General features: G+C 53.6%; 18 protein-coding genes. 6 read left to right on the forward strand and 12 right to left on the reverse strand.

Annotation, left to right across the window (positions count from 1 at the left end; genetic code table 11):
- Positions 1-71: 71 nt before the first annotated feature.
- Positions 72-1,163, reverse strand: a complete 1,092-nt coding sequence (locus EL645_RS37725; RefSeq protein ID WP_246035717.1) for a WD40 repeat domain-containing protein — start codon at positions 1,161-1,163, stop codon at positions 72-74.
- 716 nt (positions 1,164-1,879) lie between these two features.
- Here EL645_RS37725 and EL645_RS37730 point away from each other — a divergent pair.
- Positions 1,880-2,401, forward strand: a complete 522-nt coding sequence (locus EL645_RS37730) for a transposase (RefSeq protein WP_136625365.1) — start codon at positions 1,880-1,882, stop codon at positions 2,399-2,401.
- A 128-nt stretch (positions 2,402-2,529) separates the two neighbouring features.
- Here the strand turns inward: EL645_RS37730 and EL645_RS37735 are convergent, their stop codons facing one another.
- From EL645_RS37735 to EL645_RS37745, 3 genes are all read right to left on the reverse strand, one after another.
- A complete protein-coding gene (locus EL645_RS37735; protein WP_126557517.1) occupies positions 2,530-2,715 on the reverse strand; it encodes a hypothetical protein in 186 nt (61 codons plus the stop codon).
- Positions 2,716-2,839: 124 nt separating this feature from the next.
- Entirely contained in the window at positions 2,840-3,142 is a 303-nt protein-coding gene (locus EL645_RS37740; protein WP_126557518.1) for an AzlD family protein, read from the reverse strand.
- Entirely contained in the window at positions 3,132-3,869 is a 738-nt protein-coding gene (locus EL645_RS37745) for an AzlC family ABC transporter permease (RefSeq protein ID WP_126557519.1), read from the reverse strand. The genes EL645_RS37740 and EL645_RS37745 overlap by 11 nt, the downstream gene beginning before the upstream one ends.
- 366 nt (positions 3,870-4,235) lie before the next feature.
- Between EL645_RS37745 and EL645_RS37750 the strand changes: the two genes are divergently transcribed.
- Positions 4,236-4,784, forward strand: a complete 549-nt coding sequence (locus EL645_RS37750) for a CGNR zinc finger domain-containing protein (RefSeq protein WP_126557520.1) — start codon at positions 4,236-4,238, stop codon at positions 4,782-4,784.
- Between the two features lie 57 nt (positions 4,785-4,841).
- On the opposite strand, the gene EL645_RS37755 is transcribed toward EL645_RS37750, so the two are convergent.
- The 6 genes from EL645_RS37755 to EL645_RS37775 all read right to left on the reverse strand — a co-directional run bounded on the left by EL645_RS37755 (position 4,842) and on the right by EL645_RS37775 (position 10,495).
- The gene (locus EL645_RS37755; RefSeq protein WP_246035718.1) at positions 4,842-5,657 is read right to left on the reverse strand and encodes an ABC transporter permease; all 816 of its coding nucleotides are present in this window, start codon (positions 5,655-5,657) and stop codon (positions 4,842-4,844) included.
- A complete protein-coding gene (locus tag EL645_RS42020; RefSeq protein ID WP_218032262.1) occupies positions 5,639-5,929 on the reverse strand; it encodes a hypothetical protein in 291 nt (96 codons plus the stop codon). The genes EL645_RS37755 and EL645_RS42020 overlap by 19 nt, the downstream gene beginning before the upstream one ends.
- A gap of 14 nt (positions 5,930-5,943) precedes the next feature.
- Complete coding sequence (locus EL645_RS37760; RefSeq protein ID WP_126557521.1) at positions 5,944-6,960, reverse strand: ABC transporter permease; 1,017 nt, start codon at positions 6,958-6,960, stop codon at positions 5,944-5,946.
- The gene (locus EL645_RS37765; RefSeq protein WP_126557522.1) at positions 6,947-8,515 is read right to left on the reverse strand and encodes a sugar ABC transporter ATP-binding protein; all 1,569 of its coding nucleotides are present in this window, start codon (positions 8,513-8,515) and stop codon (positions 6,947-6,949) included. The genes EL645_RS37760 and EL645_RS37765 overlap by 14 nt, the downstream gene beginning before the upstream one ends.
- A gap of 133 nt (positions 8,516-8,648) precedes the next feature.
- The gene (locus EL645_RS37770) at positions 8,649-9,683 is read right to left on the reverse strand and encodes an ABC transporter substrate-binding protein (protein ID WP_161978028.1); all 1,035 of its coding nucleotides are present in this window, start codon (positions 9,681-9,683) and stop codon (positions 8,649-8,651) included.
- Positions 9,684-9,895: 212 nt separating this feature from the next.
- The gene (locus EL645_RS37775) at positions 9,896-10,495 is read right to left on the reverse strand and encodes a hypothetical protein (protein WP_161978029.1); all 600 of its coding nucleotides are present in this window, start codon (positions 10,493-10,495) and stop codon (positions 9,896-9,898) included.
- A gap of 539 nt (positions 10,496-11,034) precedes the next feature.
- Between EL645_RS37775 and EL645_RS37785 the strand changes: the two genes are divergently transcribed.
- From EL645_RS37785 to EL645_RS37795, 3 genes are all read left to right on the forward strand, one after another.
- Entirely contained in the window at positions 11,035-12,018 is a 984-nt protein-coding gene (locus tag EL645_RS37785; RefSeq protein WP_126557526.1) for an ArsR/SmtB family transcription factor, read from the forward strand.
- A 116-nt stretch (positions 12,019-12,134) separates the two neighbouring features.
- Positions 12,135-12,365 carry a hypothetical protein gene (locus EL645_RS37790; protein WP_126557527.1) on the forward strand — a complete coding sequence of 77 codons (231 nt, stop codon included), beginning with the start codon at positions 12,135-12,137 and terminating at the stop codon, positions 12,363-12,365.
- A gap of 11 nt (positions 12,366-12,376) precedes the next feature.
- A complete protein-coding gene (locus EL645_RS37795; protein WP_126557528.1) occupies positions 12,377-12,898 on the forward strand; it encodes a fasciclin domain-containing protein in 522 nt (173 codons plus the stop codon).
- 72 nt (positions 12,899-12,970) lie between these two features.
- Here the strand turns inward: EL645_RS37795 and EL645_RS37800 are convergent, their stop codons facing one another.
- A complete protein-coding gene (locus EL645_RS37800; RefSeq protein ID WP_218032263.1) occupies positions 12,971-13,645 on the reverse strand; it encodes an SDR family oxidoreductase in 675 nt (224 codons plus the stop codon).
- 257 nt (positions 13,646-13,902) lie between these two features.
- Complete coding sequence (locus EL645_RS37805) at positions 13,903-14,610, reverse strand: CDP-alcohol phosphatidyltransferase family protein (protein WP_126557529.1); 708 nt, start codon at positions 14,608-14,610, stop codon at positions 13,903-13,905.
- Positions 14,611-15,011: 401 nt separating this feature from the next.
- Between EL645_RS37805 and EL645_RS37810 the strand changes: the two genes are divergently transcribed.
- Complete coding sequence (locus tag EL645_RS37810; RefSeq protein ID WP_136625366.1) at positions 15,012-15,569, forward strand: hypothetical protein; 558 nt, start codon at positions 15,012-15,014, stop codon at positions 15,567-15,569.
- The last annotated feature ends 52 nt before the right edge of the window (positions 15,570-15,621 follow it).

Consider the following 15,621-nt stretch of genomic DNA (forward strand, 5'->3'; position numbering starts at 1 on the left):
TGTAGGAAGAGGAAGTGGTCGCTGAGAGTCCACACCTGCGGCTATTTCTTCTTATCGCATTTGTGCTTATTTTATGCTGGTCGGCTCCATATTTTGATGGATTGGCTGCCACTGGCTATGAGTCGGCCATCGGGGCTCAGGGCCAGGCTATAAACAGGTCCCCGATGGTTGGCCAGGGTGCGAATGCTGCGTTGCTGGCCATGGATATCCCACTCCTGGACCGTTTGGTCCTCGCTGCTACTGATGATGGTCCGCCACCTGGGATTGTATACTACTGCGCGTACGGCTCCCGTATGGCCGGTGAGCGTGGCCAGTAATCTTCCATCCTCGGCATTCCAACAGGTGATGCTCTTATCCGCGTTGCCGCTGATGAGCCAATGTGGACTGCTGGTCGCTTGCTCGTTGTGCATCATCGTCAGGGCCAGCACTTTGCCGGCATGACCCTCAATGGTACGCAGGAGCTTGCCTGTTCGAGTATGCCAGATGCGTATCGTACTGGTGGCGTCTCCACTGGCAACCACCTGGTCATCGGATCGCAGCGCGACACTATAGACCCCACCGGCATGGTCAGAGAGAGTACGCTGGCATTCCCCCGTCTGCAGGTCCCAGAACCTGACCGTCTGATCGGCGCTACCACTGATCAGCGTCTGGCCGTCCGCAGTGATCGCCAGCGACCGGACCCCACCGGTGTGCCCTGTCAATGTTTGTCTCAGCTGGCCCGTTGGTAGATCCCAGAGCTTGATCGTGCCATCCTGGCCGCCACTGGCCAGCAGTTGACCCGTTGGAGCAAAGGCCAGCGTAAAAACAATACCCCGATGGCCGGTAAAAGTGGATAGCAACTGGCCATCCTCATAGTTCCAGAGCCTGACTGTGCCATCATTGCTACAACTGGCCAGCGTTTTCCCGCCAGGATTGAAAGCCAGGGCGCGCACCCAGCTGGTGTGGCCGGTCAGCGTATGTAAAGCAACATCCTCTTGTGCCTCTGCCGGCAAGATATCCGCCACCTTTTCCACGTTCTTCCTTTCAACCAATGCCTGACCCGCCATGCGCGTGAACTGGCCCTGACAGGCGGGACAGCGATAAAATGTAAGCGTGCTATCGGAGGCGGGCAACACCTCTAATGAAGCGGCCTGACAACCCGGACAAATATCATTTGAAACCAAGCAATCACCCCTTGAAATATCATAGAGATAACACATTATATGCGGCTGTAATTAAACACATCTCCATCATATCACGACAAAAGCCACAAGAAAAGCGCTCACATTAATGCACCCCTTTCTGTAGCCACGTTTGTGCGGCTCAATCTGTTGCGCGAGGTCCGTGTTCGGGCACCGCGAGCGGGGAGATGGCGGTAATTGAGAGACCAACCATCAAATGCCCCCATCAAAACGAAAACGAAAAACAACCCAAACATACACGAACAACAACCCAAACCGTAGGTGCGACCTTTAACGGTCGCTTCCTTCCCGCATATGCGCGTCCCTAAAACAATGGAACGCACACCTACAAACAACCTCCCCATACGCGAACGTGCCAAAAATCACGATGACCTACGGAGGGGGAGGTCCGCGTTTGGGCACCGTGAGCGGGGAGGTTGCGTTTGGGCACCGCGAGCGGGGATGTGTGGGTGTATATAGGGGCCGAGCGGCGAGGATAGCGGGCCCCACTACCGGTGGGGCAAGCGACCGTTAAAGGTCGCACCTACGGTTTGGGGTTGTTGTTCGTGTGTGTTTGGGGTTGTGGTTCGTGTGTGTTTGGGGTTGTTGTTCGTTTGTATTTGGGGTTGTGTTTGGTGGGGCGTATTTTTCCGTTTTTTTCGGGCAAGGCGGCATATAGATATGTAGAGCAATGTATATGCCAATCGAAAGGGGAAAATATGAGCGATCAAAAAAAGCCTCGGCGCAAAAAATTTGTACCATTGAAACCTATGCGCCTGGCAACTTCTACATATAAGCTGCCGGGAGCGTATGCGATTACCATTTGCACCAAAAAACGGAAAAAGTTATTCAATATTCCGGCATTACGTTCCATTTTATACGAGGAATGGACAAATCTGCCGCAACATTTCCCTGGTATTGTCGCCGGAACATTTATGGTCATGCATGATCATCTTCATTGCATCTTGATCCTTAAGCAAGGAATTGAGCAAGAAAAAAGTGTGCGACAGATAATTGGAGGCTATAAATCCATTGTCGCAAATGCATGGCTGCGCCACCTGAGCGCAACAGGGGCCAATTACCCCGGCGACATCTGGCAATCGCGCTTCTATGATCATATTATTCGTGATGAAGCAGATTTCAAGGCGCAAACAGCATATATCCTTAACAATCCCAGGGTTTATAAAGCAAAGCAAAGCAAGGCTCGGAAAAATAAGGACAAAGGGCAAAAAAACGTATAAGCAAAACCATTGGCGCCTCCTCCTTCTCTATAGGGGGAGGAAGCGGCCACTGGGGGCCGCTTCTGTGTGGTTTGCATTTTTCTTGTTGGTCGTAGGTGATTGCGATTGTGTACACGATAGATAATGGACTAAGACGCAGGCTGTTGTAAGTCGGGTTGGATCAGGATCTCTTTGAGTGGCACTTCTGTTTTTATCCAGGAATCGCAATTGGCACAATGATAGAGTGTACGATCATAAGTGGTAGGCCGGGCGCGATTATAGCTGACATCTTTACGTTTAATTTTCATTTGCTCGTGGCATACTGGACAATGCATATATTATCTCCCCTCACGTGTTTTATGGTTTATCGCCTCCTAGTACAAAGTATACTGATAAATGCAAGTGTGCCTGTGAGCTTGCTGTGAGGTTCTGGGGATTGCGAGGCTGCACAGTGAAAGTTCATAGCAGGGCTCGCAGAGCTATGGCAGCGCCGATGCCCACGATCATTGATAGCAATAGGTTGCGTGTGCGGGCGGCCACCAGGATCGTTGCCAGCGAGGCCCCTGCTTCGGACCAGCCGGTGCTCAGGACGGTAGGGGCCACGATCGCTACCAGGATCGTACCGGGCAGATAGCCTAGCCAGGCTCTGGTGCGCGCTGATACAGCGACATGGCCCATCAACCAGAGTCCACCGATGCGAGTGATGTACGTAACGATGGCCATACCGCAAATGGCCAGGATGGCTGGAAGGCTAGTCTGCATGGCGAAGTACTCCTACTATACTACCGGCTAAGCCACCCAGCAGAATATACCATTTGCCAGGCAGAAAATGGGCCGCCAGGACCGCTACACCTGCCGCAACCAGCCATGGTACCAGATAGCTCTTCCCTTTCCAGAGCGGTACCAGCAGAGCCAGAAAGACGGCTGTAAAGGCAAAATCGAGTCCCCAGCGGGCCGGGTCCTGTACAATCATATTGCCCACAGTGCGTCCTATAACGGTGGAGGTCGTCCAGAAGAGATAGAGCATCAAGCCGCTGCCGAGCAGAAAGGCCGCGTTATTCTGGCCTGCATCAAATTTGCTCATGGTCAGGGCCCAGTTTTCATCGGTCAAGAAGAATAAGGTGGCGTAAGCTTTGAAGGGAGATAGGCGTAAGAACCAGGGGCTGATGGCGGCCCCCATTAGAATACTGCGCGCATTTACTATCAGCGTGGTTAAGATAATGGCTGCCACAGGTAGCGGCAGCGTCCAGAGGCTGAGCACAATTAGCTGCGACGAACCGGCGAAGACCAGTCCGCTCATCAGCAAAACTTCAAGCACACTAAGGTGAACCTGGCCAGCCAGGACGCCAAAGACCAGTCCGTAGACAGCGTCACCGAGGGCGATGGGGATGATTGCCCTGGCTCCGGCAAAAAAGCCCTGGCTATCAAATGATACCGCTGGCTCTGGCGTAGCTAGTGGGGTCAGTGTGGCGGTGGATCGCTCCGGCATTGCTTTCTCCTTAAGTCAAGTCAGGTAAGATGTAAGAAAGTGTGGTTGGTTGAGTTGCGACGTCGTAACGCCCAATATTGCGATTATACCATTACGTGCGCTATACTTCAAATAGCGGGAGCAGCAAGATGCGCATTCTTTCATGTGTGAGTGTGCCTGGTGGGCGACCGCGGTCTCCTCCCTCCTGCGAGCATGGAGATCACGAGCAAGAGGGAAGATGGACCTTCTTTCAAGGAGTGTGAGTGTGTGTGATGGACGGCCGCAGCCGTCCATCACACACACTCACACTCCCAACCCGGCGCCGCAGGCGCCCAAGAGGACCATGAAAAAGCCCTGAGCAGCCAGCAGTTGAAAGGAAGTTGAAAAATGGAGATGCTTTGCCTGGAGGTAATAAATAGCGATTGGCATGACCATCGAGGCCTGGTCCCGGATGAAGATCGCCTGCTGCAGCCAGCCTGGCTTGAGCGGCTGCTGGCTTGCTGGCAATTGGCGGTAGCTACAAAGCCTGCGGCCAGCGAGATCGCAGCCCTGCAAGCCCTGCGTACTTTAATGCAGCAGATAGTACAGAACCTGATGGATCGAAGGACACCGACCGCGGCTCAGATGGAGGCCCTCAATCGTTATCTGGCCGCGGCCCCTTTCCACCGAGCGCTGCGCGAGATCGAGGGGCAGTATCAGTTACAGGATTCGGCTTTGCAGCAGGATTGGAACTGGGTGCTAGGTGAAGTGGCGAGTTCGTTCGCCACGTTGATTACGCGCTATGATACCTCTCGCATCAAACGGTGTGAAAATCCTCAGTGCCGCTGGACCTACTATGATGAGAGTGCTAACCATACCCGTCGCTGGTGCGAAGATTCCTGTGCCAATCTAATGCGCGTGCGACGCTTCCGTACGCGCCAGCAAGTGAAGAAGTAGGCATCGGATCTGGCTAACACTCTCGGCTTAACTATTTCTGTGTGAGCTCTGGCCGCGCTAGGGCATCCTTGACTGGCCAGTCGGGCCGTCCTGCAGGATGACCTCGGCCGGGACGGGAGGCATTGGTCGCTGGGTTGCCTGCTGGGCCTTTTTCTCGTTGGAAAGACGAACCTGGAGCAGTACCACGATCAACAAGAAGACGCCACGGATCACTGTCTCCCAGTAAGAACTGAGGTTGATCAAGCCATAGCCGTTCTCGAAATTGAGCGCGTTAAGGATCAGGCCGAGCAGTAGCGCTCCCACCAGCGAGCCGAAAACAGTCCCCTTTCCACCAGTGAGCAGGGTTCCGCCAACGATAACGGCCGCGATCGCATTCAGTTCCCAGCCGACCGCTTCGTTTGGATTGCCCGAGAAGGTCTGCGCCGCCAGTAACAGACCAGCAACCCCGGCCAGGACGCCGTTGAAGACATAGACCAGTAGCTTGGTGCGTTCAACCGGTAAGCCTAGCAGCCGTGTCGCTTCCTCATTGCCGCCAATCGCCAGTACGTGTCGGCCGAAGCGTGTGTAGTTCAACAGCAGTGAGGCCAGCAGAAAGGCGACCACCATAATATAGATAGGGATAGGAATGCCCAGAAAGCTGCCCGAGAAGATGGTAGGGAAATCATTATTCGATGCGGCTGATAAGGTTGAGCCGCCCGAAACAATCAAGGCCAGGCCCCGAACACCCAGCTGGGTGGCCAGCGTGACAATAAAAGGAGGGATGCGCAGGTAGCTAACCGCCCAGCCATTGATCAGGCCGACCAGAGCCCCCACGACGATCACGGCCCCCAGTGCCGGGAAGAGACCAGCCCCACTTACGCGTGTCGCGACCACCGCACACAACGCAGCCAGCGAGCCAATCGAAATATCAATTCCCCCGTCATAATCACAAAAGTCTCACCCAGGGCCAGTAAGACAAAGATCGTGTTATACGAAAAGAAGGTTGTCAGATTGAAATTTGAAAGAAAACCATCATAGCGAATCGACGAAAAAACAAAAAGTATGATGAAGACCAGCAACGGAACCTGCTGGCGGATCAAGCCTCTATTGCGCGCCCAGAGCTCTTGTAGCGTAGTTCGCTTCGACCCGCTAGAAATCTGTGCCATAAAAACTCCCTTGTTTATGCCTTGCGACGCTGCGTCTGGATGTAGACGGCCGCCAGAATAATGATCGCATTCACCACCAGGGCCACGGCCTGTGGGACGTTATTGCCGACCAGGATCGTATAGATAAGTTGCGTAATCAGCGCCCCTACAAAGGTCCCAAATACCCTGGCCTGTCCACCGATCAATGGTGTGCCACCGATCGCCACGGCCGCGATCGCACTGAGCTCATAATTCAGGCCCACCGAACTGGGATCAGAGTTTGAGTTGAGGGCCACCACGATCAAGCCAGCCAGTCCGGCCAGCACACCACTGATCCCATAGGCCAACCAGGTTGTGCGCGTGACAGGGACGCCAGCCAGGCGCGCCGCCGAGGCATTGCCACCGGTAGCCTGTAGGTAGCGACCAAAGGTTGTACGCTGCACGATGAGCACAAAGAGCCCCACCAGAGCGAGCATGATGTACGCCTGGATCGGAATATGTAAGAAGGAGCCCTGCCCGATCCACTGAAAGCCAGGCATCGTGAATGGTAGCCCGGCCCCGTTGGTGAGTACCTGGGCAATACCGCGACCGGCAATAAAGAGGATCAGGGTCGCAATGATCGGTTGGACCCGTATACGCGCCACCAGCCAGCCATTAAACAGGCCACATATCGCCGCTATGAGCAGGGGCGCAATGAAGGACAGGATGATGCCGAGTGTCGTATCCAGGTGCAGGAAGATCAAAGGGGCCAGCACGCCAGCAATGGCCATTACAGAACCAACCGACAGATCAATGCCGCCGGTCGCGATTACCAGCGTCATCCCAATGGCCACAATGGCAATGGTTGACATCTGTTGCAGATTCAGTCCAACCGTCTGCAGGGAGAGGAAGTGAGGGGTGAAAATACAATTTAGAATAAAAAGAAGCACGCAGGCAATCAACGCTCCATAGCCCTGAATCACGCTACGCCAGCGGCCCGCAAAGACTGTACGCTGTTTTTCCTGCGCCGGTGATGTTGTTGCTGACATCGTCGTCGGATCAAGCTTCGCCATGCTGCACCTCATCTTGTCGACCGCTGACCACCGGCTTACTATCCTGGGCCATTGCGGCCATCAACACATCTTGACTGAACTCACTGCGCGGCAGCGAAGCCACGGTCTGCCCATCGCGCAAGACCACAATCCGATCACTGCCCTCGATCAGTTCCTCTAACTCTGAGGATATCATCAGGACCCCGAGTCCCTTCTCTGCCAGCTCCTCGATCAAAGCTTGAATTTCAGCCTTGGCGCCTACATCGATGCCACGAGTCGGCTCATCAAGGATCAGTAGCTGTGGATTCATGCAGAGCCAGCGTGCCAGCAAGACTTTTTGCTGGTTGCCACCCGACAGCTCGCGAATCGGCTGATCGGGTCCCGCCGTCTTGATGTCCAGCCGCCGAATAAAGGTATCGACGATCTCCTGCTGCCGCTTCTGGGCAACGATGCCGTAACGCGCCAGGGTAGGGAGCAACGCCAGCGTCAGATTTTCGCGTACCGAGAGGTACGGAATGATCCCATCCGCCTTACGATCCTCGGGACAGAAGCCGAGCCTGGCCTGAATGGCGTCGGCCGGCGTGCGAAAGTGCACCTGTCGGTCAGAGACAAAGAGTTGACCCGAGTCGGTGGGATCGGCGCCAAAAAGGGCGCGCGCCACCTCGCTGCGGCCGGAACCAAGCAAGCCAGCCAGCCCCACAATCTCACCGGCATGAACCGCCACGCTGGCACCCTGCAAAACGCGGTCGCGCGTCAGCTCACGTGCCTCAAGCAAAACACGCTCATCCGCATGGTGCGCACTGGCCGAAAAGCTGGTCTGCCCATGCTGGCGCACATCGGTCAGCTCTTTGCCCAGCATCTTGGCCACCAGTTCAACCCTGCTCAGCTCATTCATCGCACACACTTCAATGGTGCGCCCATCGCGCATGATCGTCACACGGTCACAGATCGCATAGAGCTCATCGAGACGATGTCCCACAAAAATGACCGCCACATGTTCAGCCTTCAACTGCCGAATAATCGAGAATAAGGTCTCCACCTCACCCTCATTGAGAGAAGAGGTCGGCTCATCCATAATCACCAGCCGGCTATCGAACGAGAGCGCGCGTGCGATCGCCACCATCTGCTGGATGGCAATATTATAGTTCAACAATGGCTGTGCCACATCGATAGAAATAGAGAGGCGCTCCAGGAGTTTCCTGGTCTCGGCATGCATCTTGCGCCAATCGAGCAGACCCAGACGATTGCGCGGCTCCTTGCCCATAAAGACATTTTCGGAGACCGAGCGTAGCGGCACCAGGTTAATCTCCTGATAGATGGTGCTGATGCCATGGGCCTGTGCCTGTTGCGGCGCTTGAAAATTGACCTCCTGCCCGTTAAAAATAATGTCGCCGCCCTCGCGTGCATACGCGCCGGTCAGAATCTTAATCAGGGTCGATTTGCCCGCGCCATTCTGACCAACCAGGGCATGTACCTCGCCGGGCAAGACGCTGAGGTTCGCGTCGGCCAGCGCCACCACGCCAGGGAATGATTTGGAGATATGCTCCATGGTGAGCAAAGGTTTGGACGGGATCATTCCAGTATCCTCTTATCTATGCACCAACGCCTTAAAACATAGACTGGGCGTGGCTAAGTGCAAGGTTCGGCAGAGGAACAGTACGCCCACTGCCGAACAAACCACGGAATACGCTATTAATCAAGAAGATCGACTAGAAGCCCAGTCCCTGTGAGATGGCTTGAGCCGCATTCGCTTTTGTATACTCGTTATCTTGCTGAACGATCCAGGGGGCAGGTGTTTGACCTTTAGCATACGCATCAATCGTGTCGAAAGCGATCGGACCCAGGCGTGGATTACACTGGACGACTACACCCTCGGTCCCGCTCTGCACATCCTGTAGAGCCTCGTTCTCACCATCAATCGAGCCAACCAGCACATCTTTGCCAGGAATTTTACCGGCCGCCTTCAAGGCCTGAATGGCACCCAGGGCCATCTCGTCGTTATGAGCATAGACGGCAGTAACATCGGGATGAGCCTGCAAGAGAGTCTGCATCTTGGCCAGACCGGTAGCACGGTCGAAGTTGCCATCCTGCTTGGCTACGATCTGCATCCCCGGATGTGACGCGACCTCATCATCGAAACCTTTACCACGCGCGATCGCAGGAGAGGAGCCGGTCGTACCTTGCAACTCGATGATCTTGGCGGTCCCTTTGGTGGCTTGTATCATATAGTCAGCCACACGCTGGCCCTCTTTCACGAAGTCAGAGCCAATAAATGTGACATAATCTTTGCCCGGCGTCACCTGGGCATGGTTGGCATCACGATCAACCAGAAAGACAGGGATGCAGGCGGCGCGAGCCTGTTTGATGGCGGAGACTTCACCATCCTCTGTCAGAGGTGCGATCAGGATGACATCGGGACGCTGTGCAATAATACTCTGAATATCGGAGACCTGCTTGCTATCAGAGTTATTGGCATCCGTATAAATAACGGTATCGCCACGTTTGGAAGCCTCTTCCTGGATGCTGGTTGTCTCAGCAATACGCCAGGGAGCATTATTGACCTCTTGCGAGAAACCGACCTTCAAATGGGAAGTTTTGGTCAGTTTAGGGGGAGAGGAACAGGTAGAACTGGCGGTAGAGCCGCCTCCAGTGTTGCTCGTAGTACCGCAAGCCGCGAGCAAAGGAATGAGTAGCAGAGACATCAACACTGATGTACCAGTGTGCCAAAGTTTACTGTGCGACATAGGAAAACCCTCCATCAGGCCCTAAAAATAAGCAGCACAACTTCTGGGATAATGAACTACAATACCGGGAACTTCCTTGAACGAGGCATTGTATGAATATACTCTGTCTACATGGCGAGATCGTTTTGTATTTCTTCTATCTCTCTCCTTTCCCCGAATAAAATATTACTGAAGTATCTATCTACTTACCATCTTTCAATAAATTAATTGATTCATGTTTTTACGAATGAAACACTTCTAGTATAGAAAAGAAAAGATTCATTGTCAAGTATTGCGAAATGAATTCCAGGATTCTCCAGTACAATAAAGAAATAAATGCGCCTAAAGCCCTTCAAAAAATCTTTGCTTAAACAAAGCCCTAACGAAACCACGTGGGTAGCCTCTTTTTCATTTGCTAACGCCGCCTTCGGCGTCGAGAGGGGGAGAGAGAGTCGGGGCACAGCCCCGAACCCCAGGTTAAGGGCGGCCGCCCTTAACAATCCCGCTGCTAACGCCGCCTTCGGCGTCGAGATGGGGAGAGAGAGTCGGGGCACAGCCCCGAACCCCAGGTTAAGGGCGGCCGCCCTTAACAATCCCGCTGCTAACGCCGCCTTCGGCGTCGAGATGGGGAGAGAGAGTCGGGGCACAGCCCCGAACCCCAGGTTAAGGGCGGCTGCCCTTAACAATCCCGCTGTTAACGCCGCCTTCGGCGTCGAGATGGGGAGAGAGAGTCGGGGCACAGCCCCGAACCCCAGGTTAAGGGCGGCTGCCCTTAACAATCCCGCTGTTAACGCCGCCTTCGGCGTCGAGATGGGGAGAGAGAGTCGGGGCACAGCCCGAACCCCAGGTTAAGGGCGGCTGCCCTTAACAATCCCGCTGTTAACGCCGCCTTCGGCGTCGAGATGGGGAGAGAGAGTCGGGGCACAGCCCCGAACCCCAGGTTAAGGGCGGCCGCCCTTAACAATCCCACCAACTCCTGAAGGGAAAAGTGCAGAGCGCCTCACCCCTCAAGTAGTGGGCGCAGGGTGTAGTAGTGGGCGCAGGGTGTCTCATCCCTCAAGTAGGGGGCGCAGGGTGTCTCATCCCTCAAGTGGGGGGCGCAGGGTGTCTCACCTCTCAAGTGGGGGGCGCAGGGTGTCTCATCCCTCAAGTAGGGGGTGCAGGGGGACGACAGTCCCTCTGCCGGGGTGTGGGGTGTCCCCACTCACCTCTTGTTTTGCTCTGCCGCCGCAGGCGGCAGAGCAAAACAGCAATCCCATTGATTTAACCTCAAAAATACTTTATACTTTCTTACATTGATTAGGCAACTTATAAAGCAAACTGTTTATGTTTGCCTGTTTCGCTTATATCTGGACCACTAAAAAGAGAGAATATGCCAGGAAAAGTGTTATTTTTAGATCTCACGGAGAAGAACGAAACAACGCTCTTACTCCTCAAAGCGCTAAGTTCAGAGACACGCCTTGCCATCCTGGCGTATCTAGGAGAGCGCACGGTTAATCTCAACGAAATAGCTGCGGCCCTACAGATTGCGCCATCGTCAGCTACGACCCATATTCAGATTCTAGAAAAAGCGGATCTCGTGCGCACAAAGTTTATACCGGCCACCCACGGCCTGCAGAAGCTGTGTGGCCGGACTTACGATGATGTGCACATACGCCTGGAAAAGAAGCCCAGGGAGGCCGAGAATACCTTTACGGTCTCTATGCCGATCGGACAATATATCGACTTCGACGTCTATCCGACCTGTGGCCTGGTCAATGAGACACAGATGATTGGCCTGCTGGACACGCCGGCCAGCTTCTATGAACCCGAACATATTTCTGCCCAGCTCCTCTGGTTTGGCCATGGTCATATCACCTACCGTTTCCCCAATCATCTACCCTCTACCGCGATCGCCACGCGCCTGGAACTCAGTGCTGAGATCTGTTCAGAGGCTCCCTTGCATCACCTGGATTGGCCCTCTGATATCACGGTCTGGATCAATGGCATCGAGATCGGCAGCTGGACCAGCCCGGCCGACTTTGGTGGCTCACGTGGAGTTTTAACACCAGCCTGGTGGGAGCTCAAAGATACACAATATGGGCTGCTCAAAGTCTGGTCCGTGACCCCTGAAGGGAGCTTTATCGATGGAAAAAATATCAGCGACGTGCAGATTGAACGCTTGAAATTGAAGGCACGCCCTTATATCGAGGTCCGGCTGGGGGTTAAAGAGGATGCCCAGAATGTCGGCGGACTTAATATTTTTGGCGAGCGTTTCGGCAACTATCCTCAACCACTGGTCCTGAAAGTTACCTTCGATTATTTCGAGACCGGCAAGAATAGAGCCGGCAAGGATGATTATATGCTACCAGGCTAGAGGTTGCTGTGCAGGACCATGTTACTTTTTGTGGGTAGCCGGACGTGCAGAGAGCAGAGGGCGTATGGGTTATTGAAATATGCCTGGTTGAGATAGTTGGAAGAGAGGTTGCACCTATGAATAATTCCCAGCTAACAGATGATCCTGGCGTCAATCCTGTCGTCTTAGGACAATCGGGTGATAGATCCGTTGCTGCGCAGCTGGCAGCTTTGCCGCCCTGGCCGTCATCGCGTCCGGGCCCCTTGAAAGTGTTGCCGCCGCCCCATGAGCGTCCGGTCACGCGCTTGCGCAGTGAGCAGATGGCTGTGATAGATTACAATCAAGAGACCGGGGAGTCTATGCGCTAAAAGGGGGGAGTATGGAAGATATTGATGATATTCTGCTCTCACGTAAAACCGCTTTCACCTTTAATGTTTTGCACACATTGCTGGATGCATCGGGCCGCGACGTAGAATTGCAGAACTACGCGGATAGCTTCACTGTGTTTGCACCACCCGACGAGGCCTTTGGTCGGCTTAAAGTGAAGACCCCTTTCGATCTAATGCAGGATATTGATAAGCTCAACCTGCTGTTGACATTCCACATGGTGCCGCTCAAGCTGATGCAAGCAGATCTGCTGCAATTATTGCGCGAACAGGCAGCTGTGGGCGTAACTGGTACTGGCCGCGAGAGCAGGCCCACGTTGGAACTGGGCACCATTTCTGGTCATCCGCTGCATGTCAGGATGTTGGAGCATCTGATGGTCGAGCATGCCCGCGTGTTGCAGGCCGACGTAACAACCGACAATGGTGTTGTGCATATCATCAATCGTATCCTCTGGCCTCCTGGCCTGAGCGAAGAATCATTCCATGGCAACGTACCATTCCATACCGCCGTCTAAACATCATGGCAAGCGGGGACATATCATTATGTCCCCGCTTTTATTCCCCATTTTCGCTTTTTCGTTCGCCGCTTAGAGGCCGCCGGTGTTGCGCATCAGGCCGCCATCGATAAAGAAGGTCGAACCGGTCACGTATGCCGCCGCGTCGGAGGCGAGATAGAGTGCCAGCTTACCGACCTCTTCGGGTTGACCCATGCGGTGCAGTGGAATCTCATCCAGCAGGGCTTTATATTTCTTGGGGTCAGCCTTGACGTCTGCATCGATAGGGGTATCGATCGCGCCCGGACCAATGTTATTCACGGTAATGTTATGCGGGGCCAGTTCCAGGCAGATGGTGCGCATCATCATGCGTACACCGCCCTTGGCGCAGCAATAGGGCACATTCTCCGTCATTGGCAGATCTTCATGTACTGATGAGATATTGATGATGCGTCCAGCTATCTGACGTTTCACCATCTCACGGGCCGCAGCCTGGGCGCAAAAGAACGTACCTTTTAGATCAACACCCAGCACACGATCGAATTGCTCTTCTGTCACATCCAGAAATGGACTGTGAATCTCCATGCCGGCATTATTGACCATGATATCGATGCGATTGAACTGCTCTACGGTTTGCTGAATCAACCCCAGCGCCTGCTGATATTGTGAGACATCGGCCTGTATTACGAAGGCCTTGCCCTGCTTCTGCTCGATCTGCTGGCGCACCTCTTCAGCCTTATCTTTGGCATGTGCATAGTTAACGACCACCGTCGCACCTTCTGCGGCCAGCGCCAGCGCGATCCCCGTCCAATCCCACTATCCGCACCTGTCACCACAGCAACTTTCTGGTCGAGTTGTCCCATGATATGTATCCCCTATTCTGCTATATGTACAATATCACCAAATATGCGTGCTGCATATTTCTTACGCTTCAAGTGTCTATTGATATCACGATTGCCCGCCCAAAAAAGTTGCCTTGCATGCAGCTATGCGCAGTTAAAAGAATACAATGATTGTAACCTGTTTTAGAGCGATTCCTCTGGCGTTGATGGCTGGGTATGGTCGATAGAAATAGGTTGCTGTCTGCTGATAGGGGTCGTCTCGACCCGCTTCTTATCGGCTTGCAGGGTAGCACGGTAGACCGCGAACATTCGCTCGACCGCCGTAACATTGGAGAAAACCGCCAGAATAAGCAAGGCCCACATGGTCAGACCGAATAGCAGGCCAGCGGCCAGGATCACGACCCTTTCCGGGCGAGCCAGCAGACCTGTTTTGCACTCAATACCCAGACCCTCGGCACGTGCCTTGGTATAGCTTACCATCAGGGAACCCACGATCGAGATATAGATGAGCATGATCATCCACAATTGCGTCTGCCCTGTAAACCATAGACTGGCTTGCATAGCGGGATGAAAGAGTGCGTAAAATAGCAGCCCCCCAAGGATAATCGCTTCCGAATAACGGTCCAGCGTGGAGTCAAGAAACGCGCCAAAGGTGGTCGCGATATTGCGTAGCCGTGCCGTGGCACCATCAAAAAGATCAAAGATGCCAGTGAAGAGCACGAGCAGGCCACCAATCACAAAGTAGCCCTGACTGATAACTACCGCAGTCACTACACTGAAGAAGAGGCCAATGAATGTAAAGGTATTGGGAGTGATGCCGAGATTGGCTAATGGGCGGATAATTTGTGCCGCAAATTGTCGTGCCCATTTTTGTATATCTTTGTTGAACATCTATATCCTACCGTTTTGTATTAGTATACTCAATCAAAATCACGTAGAGATTGATTGTACTTAATTATTGTAGCATTTTTTTATTGTAGCATTTTAGAACTCATGCATGTCGAAACTGATTGAAGTGGCCAGGCTTTTTTATGGTCCTCTTGGGCGCCTGTGGCGCCGGGTTAGGAGTGTGTGGGGGACGGCCGCGGCCGCGGCCACCTCCCACACACTCCACACTTGAAAGGAATGTCCATCTTATCGCGAAAGTGTCAATACTTTATGGGTTTTTACAGACCGGTGCAGCGCATTGTCTCAAAAGGATCAGCATGACCGTGTTTTAAGAATGAACTGGTCGCCCGAGTTAGAATGAAAAGTATGCAAAGCGTACCAATTTTTGAAAGGCAGGTATTACGATGGCGATGGCACAAGATTCTATTGTAGTAGGCGTGTTTGCCAGCCAGGAGCAGGCCAGGAAGGCTATTGATGAGCTGAAGAGCGCTGGTTATAATGATGAACGCCTGGGCTACTTAGCCCGTGTCGCTGCTGATGCTACCATTGGGATAGAGGATGTTGGCAGGCCGGCGGCCACAGGAGCTCTGGGTGGTGGTGTCCTCGGAGGTATTCTGGGCGCGGCCGCCTCACTGTTGATTCCTGGCTTTGGACCTGCTATTGCGGGTGGTATACTGGCCGCGACTCTAGGGGGAGCTGCCCTGGGAGCTACCGCAGGCGGCGCCATTGGCATTTTGAGTAGCGTTGGTTTTTCACAGGAAGATGCCAAATTTTATCAGCGTGCCCTGGAAAATGGTGATACTATAGTAACCGTTAAGGCGAATTTTGATCAGGGCGAAGTGATCACCATTCTCTTGCGCAATGGTGCATCCAATGCAGCGACCAGGTATAGTGAGTTCAACGCGCCTCCCATCCTACATCAACATGACGAGGATGAAAACCTGCCGGGGAATACATTATAATAGGTATGGAGCAAACAGTTTTATCTCACGCTCGTCTATAGTGCTCTGGCTG

This window comes from Dictyobacter kobayashii, assembly GCF_003967555.1.
Lineage (GTDB): Bacteria > Chloroflexota > Ktedonobacteria > Ktedonobacterales > Ktedonobacteraceae > Dictyobacter > Dictyobacter kobayashii.